This window comes from Shewanella sp. FJAT-51649, from assembly GCF_019457435.1.
Lineage (GTDB): Bacteria > Pseudomonadota > Gammaproteobacteria > Enterobacterales > Shewanellaceae > Shewanella > Shewanella mangrovisoli.
Genome location: NZ_CP080411.1, coordinates 4,245,215 through 4,259,052 on the forward strand (window position 1 = coordinate 4,245,215; position 13,838 = coordinate 4,259,052).

12 protein-coding genes are annotated in these 13,838 nt (G+C 47.9%); 5 read left to right on the plus strand and 7 right to left on the minus strand.

All coding sequences use genetic code 11. The features are described from left to right. Positions 1-127: 127 nt before the first annotated feature. From K0H59_RS18535 to K0H59_RS18545, 3 genes are all read right to left on the minus strand, one after another. Positions 128-1,372: a malic enzyme-like NAD(P)-binding protein gene (locus K0H59_RS18535; RefSeq protein ID WP_220053993.1), complete on the minus strand. Its 1,245-nt coding sequence runs from the start codon at positions 1,370-1,372 to the stop codon at positions 128-130. 511 nt (positions 1,373-1,883) lie between these two features. Continuing rightward, positions 1,884-2,096 (minus strand): 50S ribosomal protein L31, encoded by a 213-nt coding sequence (gene rpmE / locus K0H59_RS18540; protein WP_011624224.1) that lies wholly within the window; start codon positions 2,094-2,096, stop codon positions 1,884-1,886. Between the two features lie 165 nt (positions 2,097-2,261). After that, positions 2,262-3,437 (minus strand): FimV/HubP family polar landmark protein, encoded by a 1,176-nt coding sequence (locus K0H59_RS18545; RefSeq protein ID WP_220053994.1) that lies wholly within the window; start codon positions 3,435-3,437, stop codon positions 2,262-2,264. A gap of 103 nt (positions 3,438-3,540) precedes the next feature. Between K0H59_RS18545 and priA the strand changes: the two genes are divergently transcribed. The 4 genes from priA (at position 3,541) to K0H59_RS18565 (ending at position 8,835) form a co-directional block, all read left to right on the plus strand. Further along, complete coding sequence (priA, locus tag K0H59_RS18550; RefSeq protein WP_220053995.1) at positions 3,541-5,751, plus strand: primosomal protein N'; 2,211 nt, start codon at positions 3,541-3,543, stop codon at positions 5,749-5,751. Positions 5,752-5,862: 111 nt separating this feature from the next. Then, positions 5,863-7,608 carry an arginine--tRNA ligase gene (gene argS / locus K0H59_RS18555; protein WP_220053996.1) on the plus strand — a complete coding sequence of 582 codons (1,746 nt, stop codon included), beginning with the start codon at positions 5,863-5,865 and terminating at the stop codon, positions 7,606-7,608. Positions 7,609-7,611: 3 nt separating this feature from the next. Continuing rightward, on the plus strand, positions 7,612-8,307 hold the full coding sequence (locus K0H59_RS18560) for an SPOR domain-containing protein (protein WP_220053997.1): 696 nt from the start codon (positions 7,612-7,614) through the stop codon (positions 8,305-8,307). 303 nt (positions 8,308-8,610) lie between these two features. Further along, the gene (locus K0H59_RS18565) at positions 8,611-8,835 is read left to right on the plus strand and encodes a hypothetical protein (protein ID WP_011624229.1); all 225 of its coding nucleotides are present in this window, start codon (positions 8,611-8,613) and stop codon (positions 8,833-8,835) included. 206 nt (positions 8,836-9,041) lie between these two features. Here K0H59_RS18565 and K0H59_RS18570 read toward each other — a convergent pair whose 3' ends face one another. From K0H59_RS18570 to K0H59_RS18580, 3 genes are read right to left on the minus strand one after another with little or no spacing between them, the layout of a single operon-like run. Beyond that, entirely contained in the window at positions 9,042-9,974 is a 933-nt protein-coding gene (locus tag K0H59_RS18570; RefSeq protein WP_088210025.1) for an SPFH domain-containing protein, read from the minus strand. Next, positions 9,974-10,909, minus strand: coding sequence for a slipin family protein (locus K0H59_RS18575; RefSeq protein ID WP_011624233.1), 936 nt, complete (start codon positions 10,907-10,909; stop codon positions 9,974-9,976). The genes K0H59_RS18570 and K0H59_RS18575 overlap by 1 nt, the downstream gene beginning before the upstream one ends. 11 nt (positions 10,910-10,920) lie before the next feature. Next, positions 10,921-11,391: an NfeD family protein gene (locus K0H59_RS18580; RefSeq protein ID WP_220053998.1), complete on the minus strand. Its 471-nt coding sequence runs from the start codon at positions 11,389-11,391 to the stop codon at positions 10,921-10,923. A gap of 487 nt (positions 11,392-11,878) precedes the next feature. Between K0H59_RS18580 and K0H59_RS18585 the strand changes: the two genes are divergently transcribed. Next, a complete protein-coding gene (locus K0H59_RS18585) occupies positions 11,879-12,631 on the plus strand; it encodes an outer membrane protein OmpK (RefSeq protein WP_220053999.1) in 753 nt (250 codons plus the stop codon). A gap of 109 nt (positions 12,632-12,740) precedes the next feature. On the opposite strand, the gene udp is transcribed toward K0H59_RS18585, so the two are convergent. Then, complete coding sequence (gene udp, locus K0H59_RS18590; RefSeq protein ID WP_011624236.1) at positions 12,741-13,499, minus strand: uridine phosphorylase; 759 nt, start codon at positions 13,497-13,499, stop codon at positions 12,741-12,743. Positions 13,500-13,838: the final 339 nt, after the last annotated feature.

Here is a 13,838-nt window from a genome sequence, read left to right on the forward strand (position 1 = left end):
TACGCTAAAAGGCAACTAAGGATTGGTTTTCAACGCCTCTAAACCTAATTCTGATCGCAGAAATTTCATCCGAGGTTAAAACAAAAAAGAGGCTAATTAGCCTCTTTTTTGTTAATCAACTTAGCGCTTAATCCGCATATTGTGGCAGCGTAGTGATTGCCGCAACACCCGAATCAATCGCAGCCTGTGCAACCGCACGGGCAACACGAGGTAACAAGCGTGGATCCATTGGTTTTGGCAGCACATATTCAGGGCCAAAACTTAATGAACTCACCTTTGGATAGGCCTTCAATACACTCGCGGGGACTTCTTCTTTTGCTAAGGCAGCAATCGCATGAACCGCGGCCACTTTCATCTCATCGTTAATGCAAGATGCACGTACATCCAAGGCACCACGGAAAATGAATGGGAAACACAGTACGTTGTTCACTTGGTTTGGATAATCGCTGCGGCCAGTACCCATGATTAAATCGCTGCGCGTCGCGTGAGCAAGCTCAGGTTTGATTTCAGGATCTGGGTTTGAACAGGCAAAAATGACTGGCTTATCCGCCATCATGGCCACTTCTTCGGCGCCAATCACGTTCGGGCCAGATAAACCTAAGAATACGTCGGCACCTTTAATCACATCTTGCAAGGTGCGCTTGTCGGTATCGTTTGCAAACAGGGCTTTATATTCATTCAGATCGGTACGACCCGCATGGATAACGCCTTTGGTATCTAACATATAGATGTTGGCACGGTTTGCACCACACTTAACCAACATGGTCATACAGGCGATAGCCGCTGCGCCAGCACCCATACACACAAAGGTCGCATCGCTAATCAGTTTACCTTGGATCTCTAAGGCGTTGATCATACCCGCAGCGGTCACAATGGCGGTACCGTGCTGGTCATCGTGGAACACAGGCACATTACAACGCTCAATCAATTCGCGCTCGATAACAAAGCACTCTGGCGCCTTGATGTCTTCGAGGTTAATCCCACCAAAGGTGCCAGCGATAGCCGCAACTGTATTAATAAATTCTTCAGTAGTGTTGTGGGTCACTTCGATATCGGTCGAGTCGATATTTGCAAAGTGTTTAAACAACAGAGCCTTACCTTCCATCACCGGTTTGGACGCCAATGGGCCTAAGTTACCTAAACCCAGAATCGCTGTGCCGTTGGTGATAACAGCGACTGTGTTACCTTTGTTGGTGTAACGATATGCATTGTCAGGATTAGCAGCAATTTCACGTACCGGTTCAGCAACACCAGGGCTATAGGCTAGTGCGAGATCATGGCTGGTTTCAGCAGGTTTAGTGAGACAGACTGCGGTTTTACCGGGAACGGGGAATTCATGATAATCGAGTGCTTGTTGACGAATATCTGACATTTTAACATCCTGAAATGCGACATTTATAAGTATGGAAGTAAGGCCGACCAACCCAAGATCACCTCATTTACGGGCGATTTAAACAGTGTGGCAGGTCGGGGTAAGATACGCCAATTGGGTTAATTTTTAAATAAGATATTGAGAAATTTCGCCTTTGCGACAGATTTATCTCTCTAAGCCAAGTTTTATAAACTTATCTCTGCCAATAAAGGATGATTATCTGTTTAAATTTGTAGGAAACAAACGAACATAACCCACTAAAGCAATGAAAAAATGCCTAATGAAGCGAAAAATGTTGATTAAATTACAATAGAGATAAGTAACTCAGTTATCTTATAGTTAATTGCTATAAATAAGTCGATTTAGGCGACTTTAAGCCCCTATAAAGTGACTTTGATGCTTTTTTAAGTGAAGTCGTACCAGAAAGGCAGATAAGTAGCGATTTTGTGCCAGAAGACCAGAAAGCAAAAAGGCGCCATAGGCGCCTCTTTTAGAAACATTGCGAATGCAATTATTTCTTGCCAAGCATACCGAAACGCTTGTTGAACTTGTCGATACGACCGCCTGTATCAACAACTTTTTGTGTACCTGTGTAGAATGGGTGACATGCACCACAAACGTCTAAGTGCAGGTCTTTACCAGCAGTAGAGTTTACTTTGATTACGTTGCCACAAGTACAGTTTGCAGTGATTACTGCATATTCTGGGTGGATACCTGGTTTCATTGGGATTACCTCAAATGTAAGGCCATGTCGCTCTTCCAACCCGAAGTCGGACACCACATGCAGTTAATAACGATATGTTAGGGCGCAGAATACTACAGTATCACCCACGCAGACACAAGTAGATTATCTGAGCATTTTCACGATAATCTACTCGTTCGCTGACAGTTATCTCCCCGCTTCCCGATCTTCGAAACTCGTCCTTGCAGCCTGCGCTTCGGGATAACGCGCAAGTATCTCAGCCGATGGGCAATAGAGCGTGGCATCTTTCTTCAACGCGTTAATCCGATTCTTCGAAAATGCCTTAGGGTTGGCATCGTGAATCGCCAACATGGCGCCATAAACATTCACTTTCCATTCAGGGGCATAGCGATTGGCAATACGCCACAACGTCTCGTTGTGATAATCCAACATACAGTCACCCGAGTTTGTTGCATTAGCATTTATCGAGCTCACGATCTTAGCCTCTGCGTTAGTTGCTTCGGCAGCCTTAGCTTCGGGCGAACCAATGGTAGTCGTACTCTTATCGACTTTTGGTACATCAGCTGGCACTTCTGCAACGGCCTGCTCACTCGCGACTTCTGCTGTCGACGGCTCAGGTGTAAGCATATCAGCTTTAGATGGCTCAGATTTAGATGGATCAGAGTTAGTCACTTCTGATTTAGCAGCCTTAGGTTTAGCTTCATCAGATGTCACTACGGACGAACTCGAGGTGGAGGATGCTTTTACATCAGTCTTATCCTCTGGGAAGGTAAATCCAGAGGCGCGAGGCGTCGCAGCGACTTCTGTAGTCACCGCAGCCACAACAATGGGCGCAACGGGAGCAACTTCAGATTCAGCGGTAACTAAATTCACCTCTTGCACCACCTTAGTCGATTTAACTGGGGTTTTGTCACTTTTAGCAGAGCTTGCCACCAGCTGACTTGTCTCGGCTGTGGCCGTTTTACTCGATTTCACAACCGCCGTTTTTGCTTGCGATACTGAAGACGTCGCAGAGGAAGTATTATCAAACAGCGGTAGGTTTTTCACTTCATACCAACGATCGACACGGTATTCTCGTACTAACAGCCGAGCTTTAGGATCCGTTACATCTTCCACGCCCGTGAGCAAAACCAAGAAACGGTTAAGCTGCTCGGCCATGAGTTTTTCTTCACCGCCTGACTGCAGCACCGAAAATTCAAGCCGGGTCATATCCTGATTATCGGTGATCACATTGACGCGCATTTTGGGGTAAGCCCCCAATTCAAACATGCGGCTATTGATACTCACATGGGAAACTTGCGCCTGCACACATGCGCTACACACTAAGGCGAATAGTCCTAATGATTTCGCTATTTTAGTCATTTACTTACTCTCAACTATCCTTGGATAAACTGTCATTAGGACTAGCCCTCGCTAGCCGTGCTGAGTACACTAAACCTCATTTCCCTTAAGACTCGACCTGCATATGTCACTGTTTGTTGAAGTTGCGTTACCTGTGCCTATGCGGCAAAACTTTACCTATCGAGTCGATACCGCAGAGCAAGGTGAGGAAAGCGCACAACAGCCTCAGATTGGTATAAGAGTAAAAGTCCCCTTTGGGCGCCAGCAACTGATTGGCCTTGTCACCGCCATCACCGACAGCTGCGATCTAGCACCTACGCAACTCAAATCTGTCATAGAGTTTATTGATGACGCGCCCTTATTGCCAGAATCGCTTTATAAATTAACCCTCTGGGCCGCAAGATATTACTTTTGCAGCCAAGGGCAAATGCTGACACAAGCGCTCCCCGTGGCGCTGCGTAAAGGGCTCGATGCCGCGCCGCAAAAAATTCAGTACTGGCAAATCACAGAGCTCGGCAGCAATATTGCGCCTGAGACATTAAAACGCGCTCCGGCTCAAAAACGCTTACTCGAACGCTTACAGCAAACCAGCCTGACGCAGGAAGACGTCATCAGTTTAGAACTGAATAAAGCCGCGCTCAAAACCTTAGAGGATAAGGGCTGGATTGCCAGACACGAGAAACTCGCCGAGCTCAATCTCGATTGGCGCAGTCAACTAGAACTCGATGAAGCCCCCCATAAACTCAATAAGGAACAAGCAGTTGCCGTCACCCTGCTCACCCAACAGCAAGGATACCACTGCACCCTGCTCGAGGGCATTACCGGTTCGGGTAAAACCGAGGTCTATTTAGCCGTACTCGAACATATCCTTAAGCAAGGTAAGCAAGCGCTGATCCTCGTACCTGAGATTGGCCTAACACCGCAAACCATTAATCGTTTTAAGCGCCGCTTTAAAGTCAATGTGGCCGTGCTGCATTCGGGGTTGACCGATAACCAGCGCCTCGAAGCTTGGCGACAGACCCGCTGCGGCCAAGCCGCCATCATCATTGGTACTCGCTCCGCCCTGTTTACGCCCATGGCTTTTCCCGGTGTAATTATCCTCGACGAAGAGCACGACAGCAGCTTTAAACAGCAGGAAGGCGTTGGCTACCACGCCCGAGACCTCGCAGTGATGCGTGGACATTTAGAATCGATCCCAGTGATTTTAGGTTCGGCAACGCCCTCGTTAGAAACCCTGCAAAATGCCCTCAGCGGTCGATATCATCACCTGCAACTCGGGGAACGAGCGGGTAATGCAAAAAAAGTGCGCCAAGGGATTATCGATATCAAAAACCTGCCCCTCAAGGCGGGAATGTCGGCGCCACTCATCAACGAAATCCGCAGCCATTTAGAGGCTGGGAATCAGGTATTACTGTTTTTGAACCGCCGTGGCTTTGCACCAGCACTGCTGTGCCACGAGTGTGGGCACTTACACGAGTGTGATCGCTGCGATGCCTTTTTTACGGTACATCAATCCCTTGGAGAAATCCGCTGCCACCACTGTGGCAACCAATATGCCATTCCAAGGCAGTGCCACAATTGCGGCAGCACCATGTTGATGGGCCAAGGTATCGGCACAGAACAACTCGCCGAAGCACTCCAGCAGGAGTTCCCTAAATATCCCGTGGTACGAATCGATCGCGATACCACCCGCCTAAAAGGCTCGCTCGAGAGCCACTTAAGCGCTATTCATAAGGGCGAATACAAAATCTTGGTCGGCACTCAAATGCTTGCCAAGGGACACCACTTTCCAGATGTGACCTTAGTGGGATTACTGGATGTCGATGGCGCGCTCTTTAGCGCCGACTTTAGGGCGCCAGAGCGCTTCGGCCAGCTCTATACACAGGTCGCTGGCCGTGCTGGTCGCGCCAACAAAGCCGGTACTGTATTGCTGCAAACTCACCAGAGTGATAACCCGATACTGAGGGATTTGCTCCACCGAGGTTATGGCGAGTTTGCCCGCAGCCAATTAAAGGAGCGGCAAATGGCGCTGCTGCCTCCCGCTTGGCACATGGTGCTGGTGCGGGCTGAAGCCCACTCCGCCGTGGATGCCGATAACTTTCTTAATGCGTTTGCAGCGCTGCTGCCCCAAGATAAAGAGTTTGAAATCATCGGCCCAATGCCTGCGCCACTCGACAGAAAAGCCGGCAAGTTTCGCCGTCAATTGATGTTTCAAGCCAAGCACAGACATAGATTACAGCAGGAGTTTGAGCGAATTTATCCCCTCGTCGAACAGCTGCCAGAGGCCAAACGTTGCCGCTGGAGCCTAGACAGGGATCCGCAGGATCTGTTGTGATTCAATAATTTGATAAAAAATCATCGGGAAGATAGCAATTAGTCACCACAAACGGCTAAAATACGCGGTTATTCCCTGTATTCATTCTTAAAGTTAGTAGCTAATTAATCCATGAAATCACATATCCAATCATTACTTGAACAAACTATCGAATCCTTTAAACAACAAGGTATTTTGCCTGCTGATTTTGAGGCGCGAATTCAAGTAGATCGAACCAAGGATAAGAGCCATGGCGATCTGGCAACCAACTTAGCCATGATGCTAACCAAAGCGGCGGGTAAAAATCCCCGCGAATTGGCGCAGCTGATCATCGACAACCTACCCGCCTCAGCCTATGTGGCGAAAGTTGAAATCGCAGGCCCTGGTTTTATCAACTTCTTCATTGATGACAGCGCCTTAGCGAACCAATTACAGGCTGCAATAAGTGATGAGCATTTAGGGATTAAGCTACCAACGCCACAAACTATTGTCGTGGACTACTCTTCACCTAACCTCGCCAAAGAGATGCACGTCGGCCACCTGCGTTCGACCATCATTGGTGACAGCGTGGTGCGTACCCTCGAGTTTTTAGGCCATAAAGTGATCCGCCAAAACCACGTAGGCGACTGGGGCACCCAATTTGGTATGCTGCTGGCTTACATGGAAGAATTGCGCGCGCAAAATGGCGAACAAGCCCAATTAGAATTATCGGATCTCGAAACCTTCTATCGTGCCGCCAAACTGCGTTTTGACGAATCGGCAGAGTTCGCGACCCGTGCCCGTCAACTTGTGGTTGAACTGCAATCAGGCGACGAATACTGCAACAAACTGTGGCGTGAATTTAACGACATTTCTTTAAGCCACTGCCACGAAGTGTACGAGCGTTTAGGGGTGAGCTTAACCCGCGCCGACGTGCACGGTGAAAGCGCCTATAACGCCGACTTAGAGCAAGTAGTCAAAGATTTAGATGCCCAAGGTTTACTGACCCAAAGCAACGGCGCCAAAGTGGTCTTCCAAGAAGAATTCCGTAATAAAGAAGGCGAAGCGCTGCCAGTTATCATTCAAAAAGCTGATGGTGGTTACCTCTATGCCACCACCGACTTAGCCGCAATGCGTTACCGTTCAAGCGTGCTAAAAGCCGACCGCGTACTCTACTTTGTCGATTTACGCCAAGCGCTGCACTTCCAACAAGTGTTTAGCCTTGCCAAGCTGGCCAAGTTTGTCCGTAACGATATGTCACTGGAGCACTTAGGCTTCGGTACCATGAATGGCGAAGATGGTCGTCCGTTCAAGACCCGTACCGGTGGCGTGGTCAAACTGGTGGATCTGCTGGATGAAGCCAATACTCGCGCACTTGAGCTGGTTCGCAGCAAAAACCCAGATATGGATGAAACGACCTTAGCTGAAATTGCCCGTGTTGTGGGTATCAGCGCAGTCAAATACGCCGATCTGTCGAAAAACCGTACCAGCGATTACATCTTCAGCTTCGAGCAAATGCTGAGCTTTGAAGGCAATACCGCGCCTTACCTGCTTTACGCCTACACCCGCGTTGCAGGTATCTTCAAACGTGCGACCGATATTGACTTGAGCCAAGCCAAGATCGTACTCGAACATGAAAAAGAGAAAGATTTAGGTAACAAACTGGCACAGTTTGGTGAAATCCTCAGCCGCGTGGTCGACAAGGGCCAACCACATGTACTTTGCGGTTACCTCTATGAATTAGCGGGGGCCTTCTCTAGCTTTTATGAGGCCTGCCCAGTACTTGCCGCCGATAACGACGAGCAAAAGCATAGCCGTTTACTGCTGTCACAACTGACGGCCAACACGCTGCAAAAAGGCCTAAATCTACTAGGTATCGAAACCCTAGAACGGATGTAAGCCATGAGCAATCGTGACTACGCCAACAGAAGACCGCAAGCGGGCGCGAAACAGCGCCCCATGCGCGCAACACGAGCGAGGCCTGCGGCTAAAAAGGCTGCGCCTCGCCGTAAGCTCCCGATCCCTTTGATCCTGTTCGCCTTTATTGCCGTTGGCAGTTTTGGCTATTTTCTGTTTAGCATTAAAGATACCGCCAAGCAGGAAGCGCCTGTCGAGGTGAAAACCGAGAAGCCGACGAAGGCAAAAGAACCGGCAACGATTCTGACGCCTAAGGTGAAAGAGGCCGAGCGCCAAGCCGTGGTCGTGACTGCGCCGGAGGAAGAAAAGCCGGTCGTTGAAGCGCCAAAGAAAGATCCGAACGCCTTGCCACCTAAGCCTAAGGAAGAATGGACCTATCTGGACGAGCTTGAGAATAAAAACGTCGAAGTGGATATTCCCGATGTCGTATCGACGCGCACACCACAGCAATATCAATTGCAGTGCGCCTCATTCCGTCAAGAGTCTCAGGCGAACCAGATGAAGGCTGTGATTGCGTTCCAAGGATTAGAGGCGCAGGTCAGACAAATTGAAGGCACCTCAGGCACGTGGTACAAGGTTATCCTCGGCCCCTACGAACGTAGGCGCGATGCCGAGCGTAAACGCCACACCTTGCAAAATGCGGGGATCAATGGCTGCCAGCTGTTAGCCGTTCCGAAGTAATTCTGCTCGCAAAATCAGTCTGAACATCGCGGCGCGTGACCCATCACGCGCCGCGATTTTTTTATCTTCTCGCCAACTGAAGTCCGCTCACAACGCCCCTCTTTCGCCCCGTTTCAAACATTGAGCCAAGTCACAATTTCATTTTATGAAATTTATAACCATTTATTTTTAAAGAGTAAATTTGTTTATTAAGAAAGATTAATATGGCGTTTAATTGACCTAGATCAAACTTAGGCGTATCTCTTAGGTAACAGCAATACCTGTTGTCTACTCATCAAAAATCCAACCTCAGGGTGAAGTATTATGAATGCATTAATCGAGATTGAAGCCTCTGAATTCAGCCAACTGTTCAAAAGCGGTGACGCCTTAAGCATCCGGATGTATATGGAGCATGTGCACATGCCTCTAGATGTGCAGGATAAGATTTACAACGAGATTTCGGCCTTAGCGGTGCTCGAACAAGACACCATAGCGCGTCTTATCGAAACCCATTCCCACTCTGAAATTTCCGAGCGTCTGGCCTATTAATCACGGCTGAAGATGACGCGATACGCCAATGGACGGCTGCATTGAGTTCCCCATTCGCCGCGCCAGTTAACTGATATTTTAACTCGCTTTTTCGATCCTTAACCCCATGCAAAACCGCAAAAAATAAGGCCAAATATCACTATTTGGCCTTAGGTTTATGGGGCTTAAGCTGATTAATATTTAAGCCGCAGAATGGTTTATGCGCATTAAGCTTTCTCTTTTAAGCCTATGCTATTCATCCAGTAATCGAAATCGACCATATTACCGGGCAGCACCACACGGCTGGACTTCTGGCTTAAGCCATCGAGCTGCTTAAAGTACTGCTCACCAAGTTGCATCCGCAGTGCGTTATGACCACCAGGCGCGGCAATTACAGTCGCTAAACGTTCAATCGATTCCGCAGTGGCTCGCGACAAGGTTAAAATCTCCTCCGCTTTACCTTCGGCCTCGTTGATACGGCGCTGCATTTCACCTTCAGAGCGGTTTACGGTTTCCGCTTTAATCCCTTCGGAGCGATTGATCTTACTCTGCTTATCACCCTCACTCTTTGCTAGTAATGCACGGCGCTCACGCTCGGCATTCACTTGCATTTCCATGGCGTTTTTCACTGTCTCGGGCGGCGTGATGTTCTTAATCTCATAGCGGTGTACGCGAATACCCCACATGGCGCCCGCTTGGTCGAGCACTTCCACTACCTTGGCGGAAATCACATCCCTCTCTTCGAAGGTGCGGTCGAGATCTAAGGTGCCGATCACTGAGCGCGTGGTGGTTTGCGCTAATTGAATCGCTGCATAACGATAGTCTGTGATGCCATAGCTGGCCTTCACAGGATCGGTAACAGAGATATAAATCACCCCGTCGACTTCTACATTCACTTCGTCACTGGAGAAGCACTCCTGTGGTGGTACGTCGATAGTTTCCTCTTTTAAGTCATGGATATAAGCCACTTTATCGACAAAAGGAATTAAGGTGTGGAAACCCGCATCTAACGTCGAGTGGTACTTACCTAAACGCTCAACAATATAAGCCGATTTAGTCGGAACTAAGCGGATGGATTGGAACAGCTTAATCACAAATATGGCGAAAATTAATCCCCAAATAACCATTACTGCGACATCAGTATTCAATGGGATTTGCATTAGCGTGCTCCTTTGCTAGTTGCATTATGGCCACCCACGGTTTGGGTGACTTGTTCCATTCCTTCGAAGAATCCTTCGAGTTTTGCCATCTCTGCGGGGACAACTGACACTTGCGAATCGTTGAGGATCTTACCGACTTGAGCAATAAACTGCTCTTTTAGCAGCATATTCATCGCATCGTTACCGCCATTGACCGCTAACGCTTGGGAAATCATCGCCATGCCTTCAGACTTGGCCTTAGCGATAATGGCAATTTCTTGTCCCGTACCTTTAGCTTCGTTGATACGCTTCTGTTTTTGGCCTTCAGAAATGTTAATCGCCTCTTGGCGTTCACCCTCTGACATATTGATCATCGCGGCCTTTTCGGCATTGGCCAAGGTGATTTCGGCGCGCTTACGACGCTCGGCTTCCATTTGTTTTTCGAGGGTATGGATCACATGGCGCGATGGCGTGATATTGCGGATCTCATAACGTAGGACTTTGATCCCCCAAGGCTCTGACGCCTTATCAATCTCGCGCACTATGGATTCATTTAAGCGGTCACGCTCGGAAAAGGTCTCGCTGAGCGTGAGCTTACCGATTTCAGAACGCATAGTGGTCTGTGCCAGATTCACGGCAGCTTTGCGATAGTTTTCAATACCGTAGCTCGCTAATTTGCCGTCCATGACCTTGAGATATACTAAACCGTCCACTTCAAGCTGAGTGTTGTCCTTTGAGATACAACTTTGTGGCGGCACGTCGAGCACTTGCTCACGGGTATCGTGTTTATATGCGACGCGATCGAAGAAAGGAATTAAGAAGTGGAATCCCGGTTGCAGTACGGTACGGAATTTCCCCAAACGCTCGATGACATGCACCTCACGCATCGGCACTATTAGCATCAGCTTATAGAGAATAAACAAGACAAATAAAATGACTAAGGTAAACACAAACATAGACTCATCCTTTAGTTTTGAGACGTTGCCTGCTCAACAGGCTCAACCACTAGGGCAATGTTTTCACGGCAGATAATCCTGACCTCAGTGCCCGCAGCAATGATACTACCATCCCCCAATGCGGGCCATTCGCTCCCTTGGAACTCGACTCTTCCCGTCGTTTGTCCTGGACCTATGGTTTGCTTAACACGGGCGATTTGATTGTAGATATCAAGTTCTTCATCGGTGTTATCCACATGGGAATCTCCACCAACCAATTTTTGAGTGACTTGCCGAAAGGCGAGTAATAAGACGATGGCGGAAATAAACCACAATGTCAGGCTCTGAACCACACCTTCCACTAGGCCAATCCCTAAGGCGCCAGCCACCACTAAGCAGGCGGCGCCGAGTAGCACGACAATACCTCCAGGTATCACCAGCTCGGCTAACATCAAGATAATCCCGATAATAGACCAAACTAAAATCAGATTCGAAAACTCCATATTCCCCCCTGAAATGAGAGCATCCTGTGCAGCACTATAGCAGCAGAGTGACTGATATGCGACATAATATGTCATAAATTTATACGCCGATTTAAAAAGCACGGCAAGACAATTAACTTGGGAAAATGAGGGGATGAATTGACTCGCGGCAAAATATCGACTCGAGCTGTTCTAAAATTAAGCACAATCAATTCAAAAAGTTAGCTCGAAATATCATCAAAAACGTATCAACAAATAAAATAACCACTAAAAATCAATAGATTAAACACATCAAAATCCACAATTTGATTATGTGATTTTCACAACAACATTCGATAAAAAACTTTGAATAATTGTAAATTTTTGCATATATTGCCCGCACTTTTTACCTTGCTCTCTGCCAGCACCCATACAAGCCGCTCCATCCTAGCCGTTTGTAGGTTCTGCCCTCGGAGCAGGAACTGAGTACAACTTTATTTAGCTTCTACCCCTACAACAGGAAATAACAATGAAAAAGACATGCCTATGTCTAGCATTAATGCTTTCACCTCAAGCATTTGCTGGTGACTTAGTACAGTGGTGGGATTTCAGTGCAACCGCTCTTTATGGCGAAGACTACGACTTGGCTCCTTCGGACAAGCAAGCGACAGTCACACTCGAAACCGCTGGTGCATGGAAATACGGTGATTGGTTTGCCTTCCAAGATTTTATCTACTTCAAAGGCAACCACACGGGCATGGATAGCACCACCTACGGAGAGATTTCACCTCGCTTTAGCGCGAGTAAAATCCTCGGCGAAAAAATTGCGTTCGGCCCAATTACCGATCTTTCATTAGCCCTCACCTACGAAGAAGGTGAAGGCCCTGTGCATAGCTTGCTCTATGGCTTAGGGGTCGATGTTGCCGTACCTTACTTTACCTACCTTAACTTCAACACCTATCGCCGCGATGCGATGAGTTCAGGCAATATCAGTGATGGCTGGCAGTTCACCCCAGTCTTCAGAATCGATATCCCTGTGGGTTCTGCCAACATCGTGCTCGATGGCTTTATCGATTGGGTATTTGCAACGGATAACAGTGGCTACGAAGAAAACTTCCACTTCAACCCGCAGCTGAAATACGATTTAGGTAAGAGCCTATTTGGTGACCATAAGGCAAATAAATTGCTTGTGGGTATTGAGTACGATCTGTGGACCAACAAATACGGCGTGAAGGGTGTCGACCAAGACACTTATTCTGTGATTGCTCAGTACCACTTCTAATCTAAGTGATACTGCCCGCCTTAGCGGATACAGCGAATAAAAAAGGTGCCTTGGGCACCTTTTTTATTACGCACGCAACACTCGCTTTGCAGGGGAGCGTGTCGGCGAATTAAGCCAGAAGCTTCTTAGCCGCAGCCACAACGATAGAAACAGCACTGACTTCAGTTTGCTTCATTGTCGCTTCGTTCGGGATTTCCTGTTGAGTGCGGTTTACGATAACGCCAGCCACACACGCCGCACGCCAACCTTGAGTCGCACACATAGTGAATAGGGTCGCTGATTCCATTTCATAGTTCAGCACGCCCATATCCTGCCACTCTTTCATTGAGCCAGCAAAACGACGGGTCACACGGCCAGTCACAGTGTCATAGCGCTCTTGACCTGGGTAGAAGGTATCAGAAGATGCAGTAACACCGATATGAGGCTCTACGCCCGCATCGCGGCACGCAGCAACCATAGCTGTGGTACATTCGAAGTTAGCAACCGCTGGGAACTCCATAGGTGCAAAATGCAAGCTCGCGCCATCTAAACGCACTGACGCTTGAGTCACAATCACATCACCCACATTTACATGGGGTTGAATCGCACCTGTGGTACCCACACGCAGGAAGGTATTCACGCCTAATTGCGCTAACTCTTCTACTGCGATAGAAGTCGATGGACCACCGATACCGGTAGAGCAAATCACCACAGGCTTACCGTCAGCATACGCTAAGTAGCTGGTGTACTCGCGGTGGCTTGCGAGGAATGTGGCATTATCCATTAACTCGGCAATACGTTTTACACGCTCTGGATCGCCCGGCACAATCGCCAAAGTGGCACCATCGAGCATCGCTTTGGTCAAACCTAAGTGAAATACATCAGCCATCGTGAAAACCCCTTTCATTTTTGATAATAAAATTCTTATTGAATCGACTTTAACCTAGTATCGAAGCGGTGAAGGTTAACTTGATCACAGAATTATCGGCAAGAAGAATTGTTCATTCGTAATGTAATTACCAAACCTATTACAGCTTGATCACAAAGATAGCAAATCTGTGATGTTTCTGTGGGCACTCGCCAATCAGGTGAAAGTAAGTGTGAGCCAGATCTGACTCACTCGCCACACAGAGCAATATAAAAGATATAGGTTATTGATTTATAGCTAGTTTGCTGAAATCACCCTTTAGTATTAATCTGTAGGAGGACAAATATTGATCCATATCAC